We start from the raw sequence: 16,757 nt of genomic DNA on the forward strand, positions 1-16,757 counted from the left end.
ATTAACGGGAAGTTGAAACGTGCTTTTCAAGTGGCTTTCTTCACCTTACCGTAGTGTGAGACCCGATTTGTGCGCGATCGCGCTTGAATTCGTTACAGATGATTAAGCAGAACATTCTCTGCGATCGAGCAAATTTGCACAATAAACGAAGATAAAATACTTCATCGCACAGGAGTAGGCTTTCATAAAATTGTTGCTCCAATAGAATAGAAATGAAAAAGATCAAGCTTGTTGAACTCTTCCTATCTGAACCTGTTGAGGTTAGATTTGAAGAAGTTCGTGCTTTGCTCAATGCTTTCGATTTTGAAGAAGTTCGATCGAAAGGCAGTCATCATACTTTTCGTGATTCAGAAGGACGAACAATAACTGTTCCGAAGAAAGGTGGACAGAAGGTTAAACGAACTTATATTAAAGAAGTTGTGAGCTTGCTTAAGTTAGAAGAGTGGTATGCCAATCAGCAAGAAAAATCCTGAGTCTCTGGAATACTATTTGAATTTGACCTATGCCGTAACTGTCTATCCTGAGCCGGAAGGTGGTTATGTTGCTACGATTAAAGACCTTCCTGGCTGTATCACTCAGGGTGAAACGGCTGAAGAAATTATGGAAAACATTGAGGAAGCGCGGCAGTTGTGGATCGAAACTGCCTACGATTTTGGTGATCCGATTCCTTTACCTTCTGATCACTTATCTGCTAAAGCTTCTTGATTATTTTTTCTTGAACTTCTGCTGCGGTTGCAGGTGCTAACAAAACCCCATTTCGGTAATGTCCGGTTGCAAGTAAAACATTCGGCTCAATTTCTTCAATTACGGGAGCCGGACGACCTTGAGGACGCGGACGCAATCCAAACCACGATCGAACAATTTCAGCCCCTTTCAAAGCCGGACAAAACTTGATCGCTTGTCGCATCACTTCATCAAACATTGCTCGATCGGGCGGCAACACTTCCCCCGCTTCAGTCGGAAATTCAACCGTCGCCCCAACCCAATACTCCGAATTTCCAAGTGTCACAATATGAACATCATCGCCCGTAATCACAGGTAGGGGTTTATCGCTCAACGGCTTCGGTAATCGAACGTGAATCGCTTGACCGAGAACCGGGCGAATATCTATTTTTTCAATTCCACTCGTTCCCACTCCCGCAGAAATCACGACATAATCCGATTCAATCACCCCTTGCGAGGTTTGAATCTGCTGATTTTGCCGTCCAATCACCTTGGTTCCAAATTGAAAATTTACGCCTCGGAGTTTTGCGCCTTCGATGAGAGCTTGAGTGAGCGCGACTGGATTGATTTGTCGATCGCTCGGTGAGTAGATCGCGGCAACGGCTCGATCGAGAAACGGAAACTCTAATTTCAATCGTTCCTGATTCCAAACTTCGAGCGCTAAATCTTGTTTCCGTCGCACTTCAACTAAACGATGCCAAACTTCTAAATCGTCAGAAAATTGCAGCATCAAAATGCCTTGACGGTTAAAGGGAATCGATCGACCCGTCAACTCTTCTAGCTCTGAAACCGTTTCGTTGTAATACTGAATTCCTGCCAGTCGCATTCTCAAATTGCGACCTTTTTCTTTTTTGCTAATCGCGCCCATCAATACACCGAGAGCCGCCCCTGTTGCGTTTGGGTACTCGGTCAAATCGGCTTGAACGGGTGTCGGTTGAGCATCGACAACGGTAATTTCTAAGTCTGAAATTTTGCTGAGTTCGTAAGCGATCGTGGCTCCGACCACTCCGCAACCGACGATCGTAATTCTCATAGATCAGGGCGAAGTAGAAATATGTTCAAAATTCATCCTTCGCCCTCCTGTTCTAGCCTTGCGGAATCAACTTCGCGAAAGCATCCAAATCTTTCACCGTTTCCCCATAGTAGCGAACTGCATCTTTATAGTTGTTCACGGCTGAAGCTTGATCGATTTCGACCAAATCATTTGCGATTTGTTTTGCCAAATCACGAGCAGGCTTTTGCTCATTCGGTAACAAGCTGCCAGCCACGCGGCTCATGAAAACGCGGATTTCACCCAACGGACCGTGAATGAAATTGCGAGCAAAAATAAAATCTTCTTTCTGAATCAACTCTTGCAGCTCAGGTAACCGATCGCTTAACGCCGTCAAATCTTTCGCGTAGCCTTGAATTTCCGCGATCTTTTCCGGGGTGTAAGTCGGTTTCACAGCCTGCGGACTGCTGCATCCAACCATCACGATCGCCATTAGGGTGCAACACAAAAGCGCCAAAATAGAACGTAACTTTGCCATAGCCTTATCTTCTAAATCACTGGTTCACCGCGCCTTCAAACCCTTTGAAAATAACGCAGTCTGTGTAAAGAAGTGTATCCCAAAACGTGCCCCTCCGAAGTCCTGCTACGAGAAATACCAACCAGATTCAATCAGCGAAGATAAACTGAATACTACCGCTGTTATTTCTGCGCTTAGGTTTATGGTTCTCTCCTTTAGACAAGTCGCGATCGGAGCTTCGTTGTTAGCCGTCGGTGGTGGAGCTGGCTTAGTGGCAAATCACTATTTGACCCAGCGAGGTGGACAACCGTTTCAGGTGCAACTCGCGCCACCCAGTACAATTTCAGTGTCTCCCGACGCGAGAAATAATGAGAATTTTATTTCTGCGGCAGTCGATCGTGCAGGTCCGGCAGTGGTGCGAATTAACGCAACTCGCCGCGTATCGAGCAATGTTCCCGAAGCTTTTCGGAACCCAGTCTTCAAGCGATTCTTTGGTGATCAGCTTCCGGCACCTGAAGATCGAGTCGAACGCGGAACGGGATCGGGCTTTTTGCTCACTTCGGATGGTCGCTTATTAACGAATGCTCATGTAGTCGAAGGGACAGACACCGTTGAAGTCACCCTGAAAGATGGACGCACGTTTGAAGGACGAGTCGTGGGAGCTGATCCCGTCACTGATGTAGCCGCTGTCAAGATTGATGCGAACCAACTCCCGATCGTGACACTCGGAAAATCAACCAGTTTAGTTCCGGGGCAATGGGCGATCGCAATCGGCAACCCGCTCGGATTGGACAACACCGTGACAGCGGGAATCATTAGCGCGACAGGTCGATCGAGTAGTCAAGTCGGCGTTTCGGATAAGCGCGTGAGTTTTATCCAAACCGATGCAGCGATTAATCCAGGAAATTCGGGCGGACCTTTGTTGAACGATCGCGGTGATGTGATCGGCATTAATACTGCAATTCGGGCGGACGCTCAAGGGTTAGGATTTGCGATTCCGATCGAAACCGCTCAACGTGTTGCAGAACAGCTTTTCACCAAGGGCAGCGTTGATCATCCGTATCTGGGCATTCAGATGATTGATTTAACAGCGGCGATTCGTGAAGAATTAAATAAAGAGTCAGGCGGACAGGCACAAGTAACGGAAAATCAAGGGGTCTTTATCGCCCGAATTGCCGAAAACTCGCCCGCAGCACAGGGAGGTTTACGTCCCGGTGACATTATCAAGAAAATTAATGGAAAGGATGTGCAAACGGCTTCCGATGTTCAAACACTGGTTGAAGCAAGCCAGATCGGGACACCGCTTCAAGTCGAAGTGAAGCGAGGAAATAACACACAGACGGTTCAAGTTCGTCCGGGCGCATTTCCGAAGCAAAGATAAAGGCTGAGCGCATCTTGAAACGGGTGCGCTTAGATCTCGTCAATCCTGTTTTCGAGTTCCATCCGCTGTTCCATCTGGCGGAGAAAATAGCCGGTCAACATGGCTGAAGCGAGGAGTCCAGCAAGATTCTCGCGATCGGTGGTGATTTTGACGTTGAAGCCGTCACCCGGTAGGACTCCGACCAAGCCTTGGACATTGTGGGAGACGATTTGCTTGACTTGGGGACTGACTGATCGAGCCACCCGCTCTAAAACTTCGGGCGGTTGGTGCTGAAGGTAACGCAGCAAAGCATTCGCGTCGTTGGCTTCTGCATCGGTGTGAAGAAAGTTCGCGCTGTCAGGATTAAATGCCATTGGGTTCCACAAAAACCTATCCAATCATTTTGGCATTTCTTTACAAAATCGCCCACTTTGAAACCGGGAAAATTAAATTCTTTAAATTTGGGGTGCAGAGCGGGATTTTGTATGATCTTGATATTCACTGCGATCGCACTATTTTTATGACTTCTACGCTGTCAGATTTCACTGCGGTTTTAGAGCAAGCGGCACAAGCTTTTCAGGATTCTGCGACAAGCCGACCGGATGCGGAAAAGGTGGTAGAAGCCTTGTTGCAGGCAGAAAAGGTGGCGAAGCAAACGGCGATCGAGTATTCGTTTTCCCAACTCGAAGGACAGTGGAGACTCTGCTTTGCCACGGGAACCCGGAAGATTCGACAGGGCGGAATCAAACTCAAAAAAGGTTATTACGTCCCGAAGATTGCGAAAGCTCAGATTTCATTTGATTCCAAAACCGAAAAGATTGGCAATTTGGCGCAGCTTGGAGTGCTGACCTTGAAATTTTCAGGTCCGGCTCGGTATCAAACTAAGAAGAATTTACTCGCGTTTGAATTCACTCAGCTTCAAGTGTGTTTGGGGGAGAAACCGATCTTTTCGCGATCGGTTCGGGGTGGAGCGGAGAAAGAACAGGCATTTGATGAGACACCGATCGCGAAACTTCCCTTTTTTGCATTCTTTGCGATTAGCGATCGCTATATTGCCGCTCGTGGTCGTGGCGGTGGGCTTGCACTTTGGGTCAAGAGCGATCGCCCTTCTGGAAAAACTGCTTAAGAATCTCTCCAGGGGGTCGATCCCAAGTATCAATATGATTGTTGAGCAATCCTTCAGAATTGATGCTGTAAGTAGAAGTTCCATTGAACAATAGTTTTGCTTTCCAAGGTACTCTCAAAGTTCCGCGTACTGTCCATTCTGCCAAAATCGTTGATTCATCTTTGGGATAAACTCGATGCAGATCAAAAAATAGTTCAGTGAAGAAAAGTTTTCCGTGGAAGCGCAACGTCCAGAAGATAATGCGGTAATTGAACTTCCACTTAAACGTATTGACGGGATCTTTGAAGAAAATATCTGAACTGTAGATGTCGTAAGTAATATCTTTCTCAAACAATGTTGGAAGATCTTGTTTGAGTGTATGAATGATTTCGTCGATGCGTGCTTGTTCAATCATCCCAATCGCCTGTGTCTTGATTTAGCCCCATCCAATTTAGGCATCGTTGCATTGCTTGGTGCATGGTCTCAAGATCGGCATGGTAGCGTCGTCCATGTCCAGGTAGCACCCACTCGAAATCGTAGTGGCTGAGATGTTGCATCGATCGCTTTAATTCATCCCAAGAATACCAGCAAGCTTCTCGAAAGCCGACCAGATGATTTTGTCTAGCTGACCAAGCGAGATGATCGCCTGAAAATAAGAAACGATTCTTGTACAGTAAAACGGTGTGTCCTTTGGTGTGACCGGGAACGGGAATAATTAGCAATTCTGGATCGAGTTGAATTAGCTCGGTTCCAGTAAGTTTAATTTCAACGCTTTGAGTGCTGCGGGTAATTTCATCGGAATGCAAAATGCGATCGCAGCCGAAATGATCGCGAAACTTCTGATGATCTGCAACATCATCGCGATGTGTAAGATAGAGATATCGAATTCCACCCATTGCTTCTAATCGTTTCACCAACGGCGGCGCGAATCGAGGTGAATCAACTAAGATGTTGCCATCAGAATGCTGAATTAAATAGCTTGCAGCCCCAAAAGAATTCTCAGCGTGATAACCACAGTGATAAACGTTTTCAGTGATTAAGATCGGAAAACTTTCTTGAGCGAGTTTGATATCTTTGGGCTTTTCAACGGTTCCGATCGAGGAAGTTGGACAAGCAAGTAAAGCTTGCATTGCTCGTAATCGTTCGGATTCGGTTTCGGGTTGATGGAATACGATTGATTGACTGCCTTCACGGGTAAACACTTCCGGGGTCATCCACCGACAAGTATCACAATCGATGCAAGAGCGATCGACGTAGAAATCTCCTTCAACATTCTGAACGCGACGATCAGTTAAGTGAGCCATGATTGACTCCAGAAACAATACGATCGATCATAGCGCTTGGATTTTGTCGATCAATTAGAGATGCCCAACGATCTCTGAAAAAATTGAAAATTTCTGTTCATGGGTCGCCCAGGGTTCGAGAGTAAAGCCAGAGCACTAAGAACAGTGCAGTGAGACTATTTCTAACAATGTCGTTGTCGGGTGTGCCTAGAGCTGTATCTAGACAAGATTTGAGGGGATTAAGAATACTGAACGATCTTCAAGAGACAATCGATTTCGTTCGATAACAGAGTAATGTCATTCGTCGGTCTTGAGTAGCCTGCGAGTTTGCTTGTCAGGACAGGATTACGATCGCCAATCAACTCAACGAGCCGCGTCACATCTGAACCATTGAGGCGGATAATTCCGGTTCGGTTGGCATTGCGCGATCGAAAGTCTGTTAGTTTTTTTAGCAATGCTGCCTTCTCAGTGCGCGATTGTGCGGCTTCGATGTCGGACTGCATCTAAGTGATGAAACCGAAAGTCCTACTGGTATTCATACAAAACCCGCAATTTTCGTATATTCTGACACTTCAGATTCACGATCATTGATGCGATTTCAGCCTCATTCAAACTGGAAATTTCACCAAAGTAAGTACGAATCTTAGGATTTCCTAATAGGCTGAATCTGAGCGAGGCTGTGTCCCAATCAAAACATTTAGAGCTTTCGCAAGCCTTCGCGGAGAAGAAAGAGATTAGCGATCGCGCTTTTTCACATCAAATTCGCGTGTGAGAACCGCTGTAAAGAGATCCAAGCCTACTAATACAAGCTCTCACACGCGCAAAAACCGCGATATCGATCACTCCTAACTAAAAACTAGATGCGCGATCGATATCGCGGTTCATCTATTCGGTTGTTTTTGGCTCTAGGGAAACTTTAGGAAAACTTCCGACCGCAACGGCTACAACCAGGGCGAACGATGGGACTCGAACCCACGAGATGGAGGTACCACAAACCTCTGCCTTAACCACTTGGCTACGCTCGCCATTCGTTTTTCACTATATCACAAGCGACGAGAAGTTTAAAAAGAGAAGTGAAAAAAATTCGTGAACCTCTAGACGTGGTAAAACGTCGAAGAAACCCGATCGTGAATTGAAGTGGTGCGGAATGAAAACATCTCAAATTCTCCTCGGTGTAGTGGGGCTAGCTGTGCTGGGAATTGCTGGACTGATGGCAGCGACGAATCCAGATGAAGCAGCATTCGGAGAGTTCGCCTTGGAGCAGGTGAAAACTCAGGGGTGTAAAGAAGCGCCTCAAATTATTCGGCAGCAGTGCCCCCAGTTTGTGCAGGAGAATCAGGCACAGGTGAAAAAATTAATCGCTCAAAGCACAGAGCGGCAGAATTATGGATTGTTTAGTTTATATCGCACGAATTTATCGACGCGATCGATTATTCCAGATTTGCCCGTATTTCTCGATGTGCCTGCGTTCCAGCTAGAGACGGTCGGAATGATGGGCAGGTTTTATATCTATCAAGCTGAGAAAGTGCAGCGTTAGAATTGGCAAATGGTTGAATTCGCGGCAATTTTATCGATCTCAAACAGCGTATTGACAAAAACTTATAACATCCTGCCGACAGTCATTTATTTGCAAGCGTCCACTGCCTGTGTACCATAGAGGGTCTAGACCCTAATTAACAGAATGCAGCAGGTGAAGCATGACCGCACTCACTCCAAACCCCACGGCTACCCAACCCGCCTTTACCGCAGGCATTCAGTACTTTAGCGACACATTGCCAGGGTTTGAGACGTATGGCAAAACGCCTGCGATCGCACCTGGACAAACCGCCATTTCTGATCCGAGCGATCAGGATGCAGGCTATCAAACGATGTTAGCCGCAGATGCGTTACGCTACTTGATTCTGCAAATGACCGCTTCTAAAGCGTCTGGACATCCGGGCGGATTTGCAAGTCAGGCAGAAGCGTATGCGGCGTTTGTGATGCTCGGTCACAAAAATATCATTACCGAAGTCGGACACCATGCACCCGGTTTTTATAGTGCAATGTTTCTCGATCGCTCACTCGAAGACATGGGGATCGAAACCGTTCAGCAATTGCGCGATCGCTTCCGGGAAAAACATGGCTTGCTCGGTCACTTATCTGGTTTCATTCCGGGAATTCTCGCGCCAGCAGGTCCGCTCGGTCAGGGTCAACATTTCGCCATGTCAGCGGCACTCTTACATCGCGATAAACTCTTTCCCTTTACCGTGGGCGATGGTGGCTTAGGCGAACCGTACATCATGAGTGCGATGGCACACTTCAACACGGCGTTTCCGGGTGTGACCAACTTTTTGCCGATTCTAGTGTGGAATGGCTATTCGCAAGAGCATCACAGTATGGTGTCGCTCAAGACGAATGAGCAGATGATTGACTACTGGAAAGGGAACGGATTTGAGAATGTGATTCTGGTCGATGCGAAAGATTTTGACGATCGTAATCAGCCGAGTGATTACGTAGACAGCACGATTTTCTCGCTGGAACAGCGGATTAATTTCACCAATTCGGTGCTGGTGGGTGCGAGTGAAGCGGCGCGATCGGCTTTAGGTGGTCAGTTAACGGTGTTCATCATCAAACAGCTAAAAGGTGCGGGCGTTCATGCGAAAGGCTCGAAATCGCACAATCTTTATGCTCAACATACGTTAGACAACGAAGACATTGTGACCGCACTCAAAACGCGGGCGTTGACTCCTGAAGCTTGGGCACTTGTCCGATCGAACTGTGAACAAGCTGGAGGCGGACCCGCGAGTAAAACGGTTGTCACTGAATTCACACGAGAGCTTCCTGATTTAGGACAGTTGCCGCTGGAAGAATATGCAGTGGGCGGTGATGCGAAAGTTTCGACGACCGCAATGGGTCGATTGGTTGGACATGTGGGACAGCACGATCGAGCGTTCCTCGTCACCAATGCAGACGGAAATGAAGCGTCTGGAATTGCCAATATTAACCAGGCGTTGAAGATTATTCACCCGACTGAAGATTCACTTTATAACCAAGCTCCAAACGGTCAAGTGTATGAGCCATTAAGTGAAGATGCCTGTGCAGGATTAGCGGCAGGATTGGCACTGATGGGAAGTCGATCGCTGTGGTGTTCCTACGAATCTTTCGCGATCAACGGTGTACCAATCTGGCAAACGGTGACGCAAGCGATGGCAGAATTACGCCGCCCGACTCCTTCGACGATTACCTTATTTACCGCAGGTGCATTAGAGCAGGGTCGGAACGGTTGGACACACCAACGCCCTGAAATTGAAGCATATTTTGCCGCAATGATGCGAAACGGGAATGTTTTTCCATTGTTTCCAACCGATGCGAATGGGATTCAAGCCTGCTATGAATGGGCATTGACCACGAAAAACAAAGGCGTGGTGATTACTGCGAGTAAGACACCGTTGCCGATTCGGACAACCTTTGAGCAGACTAGACAAGGCATCGAACAAGGCGCGATCGTCCTGCATGAATCGACCGGATCGAAGTCGATCGTGTTTGCGGTTGTGGGCGATATGATTTTGAATCCTGTGTTTGCTGCGGCTTCGACGTTGGAATCTCAAGGGTACGGAGTGCGAATCGTGTCGATCGTTAATCCGCGACGGTTGTATCGTGCTTCAGACGTGGCTTGGGAGATTTGCTCAGAGCCAGATGGCGGATTCTTGGATGATGCAACGTTTGAAACCTTTTTTGGTGGGGATGCGCTGATTGGGGTGACAGGTGGCGCAAGTGGAATGTTAGAGCCGATCATGCTGCGGAGTGCGGCGAAACGGGACACCTTCACCTGGAAGCGGGGCGAGACGACAGCAACTTCAGGTGAATTGATGGCGGTGAATGGCATTACCGCAGAAGGATTGGCGAAACGGGCGATCGATTTGGCGAAATAGATGATGAACGATCGCGTCAAACAAATTGTAGCGATGGGCGGCGGTGGCTTCTCAATGGAGCCAGAGAATCCACTGCTCGATCGCTATATTCTTAATTTGACTCAGTCTGAGACTCCGAAAGTTCTCTTTCTGCCAACTGCAAGCGGCGATAGAGATCGTTATATCGTTCGCTTCTACAGTGCGTTTCTCAAATTTCCTTGTATCCCTTCACATCTATCGCTCTTCAATGCGCCGCTTGCGGACTTGCGATCGCTGATTTTTGCTCAGGATATTCTCTATGTCGGAGGTGGAAGTACAAAGAATCTGATCGCGTTATGGAAGGCTTGGGAATTAGATCAAATTCTGCGGGAAGCTTGGGAGCGTGGAATTGTTCTTTGTGGATTGAGCGCTGGATCACTCTGCTGGTTTGAATCAGGAGTGAGTGATTACCTTAATAACGGCGAAATGGCAGTGTTGCAATGTCTCGGATTTCTACCGGGGAGCCACTGTCCGCACTACGATGGCGAAGCGACTCGTAGACCTGCTTACCATCAATTTGTAGAACAATCCCGCCTTCCTGCTGGATATGCAGCGGATGACGGGGTTGGACTGCATTTTATTGGAGATCAGTTGAGCGCGATCGTGAGTTCTCGACCGGATGCAAAAGCCTATCGAGTTAAGAAAATCGGCGATTCAGTTCATGAAACGCCTTTACAACCTCGTTACTTAGGTGATTCTTCTATACAGAAATAACTTGTATCGGGCAAAATAAGCTTAACCTGTTCTAAACACTGAACAATGGAAGACAATACGACCGTCTCAGTTTGCGTTGGCACATTCGATCAGTTCGGAATGCCGATCACGATTACAAAACATCTCAGCGACTGCGCGACGATCGCGTTTCAAACAATCACGCTCAATCTTCTTCTCGCACACGCACTCAAACTAGAAGCAGCTGAAACCACGATCATTCGACACACTGACGGTTCTCATATCCGTATCGATCGCACACTCAAAGGCTTCACGGGATATGTCGGTACTGATGAAGCCAAGTAATTCCTACTATCAAAAAACTTAATGCTTGCGTCACAATAGAGGCATTGGCAATCTTTGAGTCGCACTATGGCACAGATGGACGATCGTAAAAAACGCATCATGGAGCACTTAGCTCGCAGCACGAACGATTTTAGCAAACCGCAACCAATTCGCTCTCCAGAGCGTAAACAGCGGATTCTCGATCACATTCGTCGTACTACAGGTAGTTAAAGAAAAGAGCGATCGTACGATCGCTCTTTTTTATTCCTGGCGAACCGGCAATTCGATCCAAAACTCCGTACCGTGATTCAGTTCAGAAATACATTGAATGGTGCCTCCATGTTTCTGAACCACAATTTCATAGCTAATAGCAAGCCCCATTCCAGTTCCTTTGCCGATCGGTTTTGTGGTGAAAAATGGATCAAAGATTCGCGATCGCACATTTTCTGGAATGCCACTTCCATTATCTCGAATGCAAATCGCAACCCGATCCGGCTCGACTAACTTTGTGGTAATCCAGATTTGGGGCGTTTGTGAGTTAGTTTCTTCAAGAGCATCGATCGCATTACTCAGAAGATTCATGAACACTTGATTCAGTTGCCCCGCATAACATTCAATCAGTGGTAGATCTCCGTACTCTTTGATCACCTTGCTCTCTGAACTCAGACGATGTTGCAAAATCAAGAGCGTGTTATCAATGCCCTCGTGAATATCAACCGCTTTACATTCCGCTTGATCTAGTCTTGAAAAGTTCCGCAGTGAGAGCACAATTTGGCGAATTCGATCTGTTCCAACCTGTAGCGAAGATAAAGTCCTGGGAAAGTCTTCACGCAAAAACTCCAAATCGATCTCGTCTGCTTGCTCGACAATCTCCGATCGCGGATTCGGATAATACATCTGATAAGCATCAATCAGCGAAAGGAGATCAGTGACATAAGTATTGAGGTGACTGATATTTCCATGAATAAAGTTCACTGGATTGTTAATCTCATGAGCCACACCCGCGACTAACTGACCCAAACTTGACATCTTTTCAGTTTGAATCAGTTGGCTTTGAGTTTGCTGTAAGGTTGACAGCGCTTCTGTTAATTGCTCTGCCTGATGGCTAGTTTGCTGTAATAGTTGTTCTAATCGGGCAGTTCGCTCTTGCACTTGAAGTTCTAAGCTGGCGTTCAAAACCTGTAACTGTTGATGCGTTTCGTATTGCTGAATCGCAGTCGTGAACTGTTGAGCGATCGCACAAGCAAACTCTAAATCGATCTCCGTCCAAGGTTCAATCTGTCCCTGATAAGTTTCTTTCCAAACTTCAAATGACTGACGCGGATAAAGTTGTCGCTGATCGGGATCAACACGTCCTGCCCAAAGAATTTCAGTCTCAATCTCATCTCGAAACACGGTCAGATATCCGAGCAATTGCTGTCGATACCATAAGGGGATGATCATCAATCCGCGAATGTTTGTTGAACGAAACGCAGGCTGAAGATTTCTCAGCATCGGCTCTTTGTAGAGATTCGCGATCGCCCAAATGGAATCTTGCTCAGATTGAAAGCGCTCTTTCCACGCACCGTATTCTTCTAGCAGTGCAAACGGAGCACTTTCGGGCATTTTCGGCTGGCTACCGAATTGGAACAATCGCACACAGTTACTGGGAAGCTGTGGATCACGCGGCGAATGTAGCTCAGCAGCCAGAGATTTTGCATAAACCCAGAGCCGTCCACCCGAACCCTTAAAGGCAGAAACCGTACATTCTAAAGCCGCTTGAAGTTCGATCGTCGAAAGGGAATGCAGCAATCCACAAATTTGATTCAAAACAGATTCACGCTCTGCTTTTGCGCGGGCTTGGTCTGTGAGATTAAATTGCGCGATCGCAACCGTGAGTAAATCCACCACCATTTGGAGCGCTTGAACTTGCTCTTCAGCGACAGATTGCGGTTTAGCATGATGCACAACTAGCAATCCCCAGAGAACTGTCTCTTGCAGAATCGGCATCACTAAAGAGGATTTCACGCCCATTGCCGTCAGATATTCTGCGTGACACGAATCTAGGGGACGATAGCGAATTTCTTCTGGTGCAGTCGGATCGACTCCCGTTTGACCAATTGCGCGCTCTGCTAGATTCACAATCGATCGAGCACGAGTTTTGATAAACACTTCTCTCGCACGAGGCGGAATATCATCCGCCGGAAAGGTCAAGCCCAGTAACGACGGTAAACGCTGCTCACGAATCCATTCGGCGACGACACGCCCGGTTTCATCCGGCAAAAATTGGTAAATTTTGACGCGATCGCAGTTCAAGAACTGTCCCACTTCAGTCACGGTAGTCGTGAGTGTTTCTGAAAGAGACTGCGATCGCCGAACCCAATCGGTGACTCGACTTAACAATCCTGCCTCTGGACTCGAAACCATGCTCTGACCCGTCATACTGTGCTCCTCACTGAAAGCTTTTTTTCGACGACAACAGTTTAAGAACCACGTTCCCGTCTCAAGGCTCAGTATGGTCAGATTTCAAAAAAAACTATGATCCGAAGAACGCAATTTCTAACGGTTCGTGGAATGAGTTGCTTTTGGGTTGCGCGATCGAAACTCTGAACAGTCATTCGCCGCCGGGGTCATCGCGACATGAGGATTGACAGCGCACTTCATGTACGGATTGTTACTAAAGTACTGGCATTTCTTACAGGGAAGCTGTGCGATTTGACGGGTATTTTTCACTTCTTTGCGATTTAACTTCCAGGTATCCGCGATAATGCAAACCACCCCCGCCCAAATTGCAATAAAGCAAACTGGCACTAGGAGCAATGAGGCTTCCTGCGCAATCGACGGATTGGCAGCGGGAGCGCGATCGACCGGGGTCGGAGCAATTTCAGTCTGAGCAAGAATGGGGGTTTCGATGAGCGGCATGATGACAGTGGGGAGGCGCACAGTAGGGAGGAAATGCTTCTATTATTTGTAGCGATCGCCGTTGCGGACTATCTCTACCGGGGGAGTTGGCTTGAAATTGACCTGGGTATATCTACAGATGGAGATCGATAAAGATCAAACGTGAATCTCTGCCTAGTGAACGGATGTGAAAGTGACTGAGCCTCGCTAAGATAGCCCAAACGTTACCCTATGACGCGGAGGTCTAGAATGATTCAGCGACTATTGATCGGCGGATGTACAATCCTGGTCGCGGGCTTAGTTTCGCTTCCGGTTCGTGCTCAACAAACTCCGCAAGCTCCCAGACCTGCTCAAACCACGAATCAAACGGTGACACCCGCAGAAACTCGTCAATTTGCGAATGCGGTGAAACAGGTGTTAGCCATTAGCCGCCAGTCGGAAGACCAAGCGGTTAAAGCGATTCGGAGCGAGGGACTCACTGAGCAGCGATTCGATGAGATTTTCCGTTCAGAGCGTAATCCTCAGCAAAAACCGTCGAAACCCGTCGAAGCAAGTGAGAAACAGAAATACGATCGAGCACTGGCGAAATTGGTGCAATTGGGCAAAGACAATGATGCTAAGGTCGAAAGCGCTGTGAAGAAAGAAGGATTGGATGTTCCTCGCTTCAATCAGATTTTTCAGGTTGTGCGATCGAATCCCCAGTTACGTCAACAGGTGCAGCAATTGATTCAGCAAAATTAGGGTGTGCTACCGCGACTGATCGAATGTGAGTGTGAAAGCAGTTCGATCGCGGCTGCTTTCCACTGCGATCGTCGCTCCCAATCGTTCGGTTAATTTCTTCACCACAGCGAGTCCGAGTCCGGCTCCACTCGCTTCCCAGATATCGCGATCGGGAATTCGATAGAACTTTTCAAAAATTCGCTGTAACTGTTCAGGGGTCATTTCTGCACTGGAGTTGCTCACACAGAGTTGTAATTGATTGTTGATCGCGATCGCTCTTACAACAATATCGCCGTTTGCGGGTGTGTACTTGTAAGCATTGTTGAGCAACTCCACCAAGATTCGCTCTAGATAAGTTAAATCGGTTTTTAGAAGCGGAAGTTGTTTGTGAATGTCGATTTTGAATTGTTGCTGACGAGTGGAAGCGCGATCGCGAAAGGGTGCAGCGGCGCGAGGAAGCCAAACATTGAGATCGATTTTAATCGGGTTGATCATTTCACCTGCATCTAAGTAAGACAACGTGAGTAAGTTATCAATCGATCGAATCTCACGTTGGCATTCGCGCTCTAGAATCTCGATCGTCCGAATCACAGTCGGATTGTCTGAAGTAAGCGCACCTTTAAGCTCTAAAACTTTTTGCAAGGTTTGAGTTGCAAGCGAAATACTACTAATCGGTGTGCGAAGCTCATGAGTGATGCTGGTAAGAAATTCGTCTTTGAGTCGAATTAGTGTCTCTAAACCTTCCGCTTTAGTTTGAACCGTTTGATAAAGGCGAGCTTGACGAATCGCGATCGCGCATTGATTGGCAATCTGTTGCACAAAATCGATCTCATCTTGTTCAAACATGCGATCGCGAATCAGCCAAAGATCGCCTAAAATTCCTTGGTCATCCACAATTGAACAAGCTAAGTGAGCGGTGCTTGTATCATTGGGAGCGACAAAACTTGGATCATCGTAACGCTCAACCAATGCTCGATCGAGTTTCAAAACCTGTGTTAGCTCTTGTGTGACCGATTGCAAAATTTGATTTTCATCCAAGGTGTCGCGAACCTTTTCGGTGATTCTTCTAGCAAGTTTTTCAAAGTTTAGAATCTGCTGTAGTTTCCGAGTCCGTTCTTCGACTTGAAGTTCTAGCTGAGCATTAATATCTTGAACTCGATTCAGTAACTCTGCTTGTTGAACCGCAATTCCAACTTGGGTGGCTAATTGTTTTAACAGATCAACGGTCGAGGACTGCCAATGACGTGCACCTTGACAATGTTGAGCGATTAATAATCCCCAAAGTTGCATCTCAGACACGATCGGCACAACCAAATTCGCTCGAACTTGGAGTGAAGCAAGCAGTTCTTGGTGACAGGGCTGTAAGTTTGCTGCATGGATATCACCCACGACTTGAATGCGTCCATTTTGGTACTGTCGAATGTGAGTCTCTGTGAAGCAAGGATCTTGAAAATTTCTGCCCAAAATCGCTTCCCAAGGCGAATTCACCGATTCAACAGCGATCGTGCCACTCCAATCCGGTTCAAAGCGATAAATCAAAACGCGATCGGTATCGAGAAACAGCCGCACTTCTTCGACTGTCCGATATAGAATCGTGTTCAAATCCAGCGATTCTCGAATCCGTAGCGCGATCGCGCTAATTAGTTGTTCTCGATTTTGCTGATACTGAAGCGCTTCTAATGCAGTTTGTTCTGGGGTTTGCTCAAAATGATTTTGTGAATTCAAGAGTTTGCAGGTTAGTACAATAAAAGTAACGTGATGCGAATCTTCAAAGGTATCAATTTCAGCGATGACATCAATGCTTTGTCTATTCTCACGAATCAGCGAGAAGATGAGGGATGAACGCAGATTAGAATGCTGAAATCCTTCGGAAAGTGCGCTGTGTAACCTTGATCGATCGCGAATATGAAATAGACTAGATATTGATCGCCCGATTAGGTCTTGTGAGGAGTAGCCCAACTGTATCAGGCATCGATCGTTGGTGTTAATAATCGTGCCAAAGCGATCGAGCGTGAATTGAATCGAGTGCGGTGCCGAGGGTGTGAGTGAGATGGCACTGTCGCGGTCTGTCTTTGAGGAAAACTCTTTCACAGCGATGTCCTTGGGGCGATTGAGAGGAGCGTTTGAATTGAAGCTCAAAGTTTAAACCACGACTGCGATCGAGATTTGAGTCCATCACAGTCTATTAAGAAAGTATTAACTTTTTCAATGAAGTTCGCCTGTTTTTGCTGAATGTTGCAGATTTGCAAAATG

General features: G+C 47.0%; 19 protein-coding genes and 1 tRNA gene. 10 read left to right on the top strand and 10 right to left on the bottom strand.

The window, feature by feature from the left end; translation table 11 throughout:
- Nucleotides 1–212 precede the first annotated feature (212 nt).
- Both NIES2104_RS06510 and NIES2104_RS06515 read left to right on the top strand, forming a co-directional pair.
- Nucleotides 213–473: a type II toxin-antitoxin system HicA family toxin gene (locus NIES2104_RS06510; RefSeq protein WP_082689941.1), complete on the top strand. Its 261-nt coding sequence runs from the start codon at nucleotides 213–215 to the stop codon at nucleotides 471–473.
- Nucleotides 448–705 (top strand): type II toxin-antitoxin system HicB family antitoxin, encoded by a 258-nt coding sequence (locus NIES2104_RS06515; RefSeq protein ID WP_058996875.1) that lies wholly within the window; start codon nucleotides 448–450, stop codon nucleotides 703–705. The genes NIES2104_RS06510 and NIES2104_RS06515 overlap by 26 nt, the downstream gene beginning before the upstream one ends.
- Here NIES2104_RS06515 and NIES2104_RS06520 read toward each other — a convergent pair.
- Nucleotides 692–1,756, bottom strand: a complete 1,065-nt coding sequence (locus NIES2104_RS06520; protein ID WP_058996878.1) for an FAD-binding oxidoreductase — start codon at nucleotides 1,754–1,756, stop codon at nucleotides 692–694. The genes NIES2104_RS06515 and NIES2104_RS06520 overlap by 14 nt on opposite strands.
- A gap of 52 nt (nucleotides 1,757–1,808) precedes the next feature.
- Nucleotides 1,809–2,252, bottom strand: a complete 444-nt coding sequence (gene psbQ / locus NIES2104_RS06525) for a photosystem II protein PsbQ (RefSeq protein ID WP_058996880.1) — start codon at nucleotides 2,250–2,252, stop codon at nucleotides 1,809–1,811.
- Nucleotides 2,253–2,433: 181 nt separating this feature from the next.
- On the opposite strand from psbQ, the gene NIES2104_RS06530 reads away from it, so the two are divergent.
- Nucleotides 2,434–3,612 (top strand): HhoA/HhoB/HtrA family serine endopeptidase, encoded by a 1,179-nt coding sequence (locus tag NIES2104_RS06530; protein ID WP_058996881.1) that lies wholly within the window; start codon nucleotides 2,434–2,436, stop codon nucleotides 3,610–3,612.
- 29 nt (nucleotides 3,613–3,641) lie between these two features.
- Here the strand turns inward: NIES2104_RS06530 and NIES2104_RS06535 are convergent, their stop codons facing one another.
- Nucleotides 3,642–3,965, bottom strand: a complete 324-nt coding sequence (locus NIES2104_RS06535; protein ID WP_058996883.1) for a DUF760 domain-containing protein — start codon at nucleotides 3,963–3,965, stop codon at nucleotides 3,642–3,644.
- 146 nt (nucleotides 3,966–4,111) lie between these two features.
- On the opposite strand from NIES2104_RS06535, the gene NIES2104_RS06540 reads away from it, so the two are divergent.
- On the top strand, nucleotides 4,112–4,717 hold the full coding sequence (locus NIES2104_RS06540) for a hypothetical protein (protein WP_192843563.1): 606 nt from the start codon (nucleotides 4,112–4,114) through the stop codon (nucleotides 4,715–4,717).
- On the opposite strand, the gene NIES2104_RS06545 is transcribed toward NIES2104_RS06540, so the two are convergent.
- From NIES2104_RS06545 to NIES2104_RS06560, 4 genes are all read right to left on the bottom strand, one after another.
- A complete protein-coding gene (locus NIES2104_RS06545; RefSeq protein WP_058996885.1) occupies nucleotides 4,683–5,111 on the bottom strand; it encodes a DUF2358 domain-containing protein in 429 nt (142 codons plus the stop codon). The genes NIES2104_RS06540 and NIES2104_RS06545 overlap by 35 nt on opposite strands.
- On the bottom strand, nucleotides 5,104–6,000 hold the full coding sequence (locus NIES2104_RS06550; RefSeq protein ID WP_058996887.1) for an MBL fold metallo-hydrolase: 897 nt from the start codon (nucleotides 5,998–6,000) through the stop codon (nucleotides 5,104–5,106). Before NIES2104_RS06550 ends, NIES2104_RS06545 begins: the two co-directional genes overlap by 8 nt.
- A 218-nt stretch (nucleotides 6,001–6,218) precedes the next feature.
- Entirely contained in the window at nucleotides 6,219–6,482 is a 264-nt protein-coding gene (locus NIES2104_RS06555; RefSeq protein ID WP_058996888.1) for a hypothetical protein, read from the bottom strand.
- A gap of 448 nt (nucleotides 6,483–6,930) precedes the next feature.
- Nucleotides 6,931–7,004: transfer RNA gene (locus tag NIES2104_RS06560), tRNA-His, on the bottom strand.
- Between the two features lie 122 nt (nucleotides 7,005–7,126).
- Between NIES2104_RS06560 and NIES2104_RS06565 the strand changes: the two genes are divergently transcribed.
- From NIES2104_RS06565 to NIES2104_RS32225, 5 genes are all read left to right on the top strand, one after another.
- On the top strand, nucleotides 7,127–7,516 hold the full coding sequence (locus NIES2104_RS06565) for a DUF4359 domain-containing protein (protein WP_058996891.1): 390 nt from the start codon (nucleotides 7,127–7,129) through the stop codon (nucleotides 7,514–7,516).
- 160 nt (nucleotides 7,517–7,676) lie between these two features.
- Nucleotides 7,677–9,890 (top strand): transketolase, encoded by a 2,214-nt coding sequence (locus tag NIES2104_RS06570; RefSeq protein ID WP_058996893.1) that lies wholly within the window; start codon nucleotides 7,677–7,679, stop codon nucleotides 9,888–9,890.
- On the top strand, nucleotides 9,891–10,622 hold the full coding sequence (locus tag NIES2104_RS06575; protein ID WP_263970917.1) for a peptidase E: 732 nt from the start codon (nucleotides 9,891–9,893) through the stop codon (nucleotides 10,620–10,622).
- A 45-nt stretch (nucleotides 10,623–10,667) separates the two neighbouring features.
- The gene (locus NIES2104_RS06580; RefSeq protein ID WP_058996894.1) at nucleotides 10,668–10,925 is read left to right on the top strand and encodes a hypothetical protein; all 258 of its coding nucleotides are present in this window, start codon (nucleotides 10,668–10,670) and stop codon (nucleotides 10,923–10,925) included.
- A gap of 66 nt (nucleotides 10,926–10,991) precedes the next feature.
- On the top strand, nucleotides 10,992–11,135 hold the full coding sequence (locus NIES2104_RS32225) for a hypothetical protein (RefSeq protein WP_192843564.1): 144 nt from the start codon (nucleotides 10,992–10,994) through the stop codon (nucleotides 11,133–11,135).
- Nucleotides 11,136–11,165: 30 nt separating this feature from the next.
- Here the strand turns inward: NIES2104_RS32225 and NIES2104_RS06585 are convergent, their stop codons facing one another.
- Together NIES2104_RS06585 and NIES2104_RS06590 are read right to left on the bottom strand one after the other, a co-directional pair.
- Nucleotides 11,166–13,325: an ATP-binding protein gene (locus tag NIES2104_RS06585; RefSeq protein ID WP_058996897.1), complete on the bottom strand. Its 2,160-nt coding sequence runs from the start codon at nucleotides 13,323–13,325 to the stop codon at nucleotides 11,166–11,168.
- Nucleotides 13,326–13,442: 117 nt separating this feature from the next.
- Entirely contained in the window at nucleotides 13,443–13,826 is a 384-nt protein-coding gene (locus tag NIES2104_RS06590) for a hypothetical protein (RefSeq protein ID WP_058996899.1), read from the bottom strand.
- A 207-nt stretch (nucleotides 13,827–14,033) separates the two neighbouring features.
- Here NIES2104_RS06590 and NIES2104_RS06595 point away from each other — a divergent pair, with 207 nt between their 5' ends.
- On the top strand, nucleotides 14,034–14,525 hold the full coding sequence (locus tag NIES2104_RS06595) for a DUF4168 domain-containing protein (RefSeq protein WP_058996901.1): 492 nt from the start codon (nucleotides 14,034–14,036) through the stop codon (nucleotides 14,523–14,525).
- Between the two features lie 6 nt (nucleotides 14,526–14,531).
- Here NIES2104_RS06595 and NIES2104_RS06600 read toward each other — a convergent pair whose 3' ends face one another.
- Entirely contained in the window at nucleotides 14,532–16,595 is a 2,064-nt protein-coding gene (locus NIES2104_RS06600; RefSeq protein ID WP_192843565.1) for a GAF domain-containing protein, read from the bottom strand.
- Nucleotides 16,596–16,757 lie beyond the last annotated feature (162 nt).

Origin of the sequence: Leptolyngbya sp. NIES-2104, assembly GCF_001485215.1 — a bacterium.
Classification (GTDB): Bacteria; Cyanobacteriota; Cyanobacteriia; order Leptolyngbyales; family Leptolyngbyaceae; genus Leptolyngbya.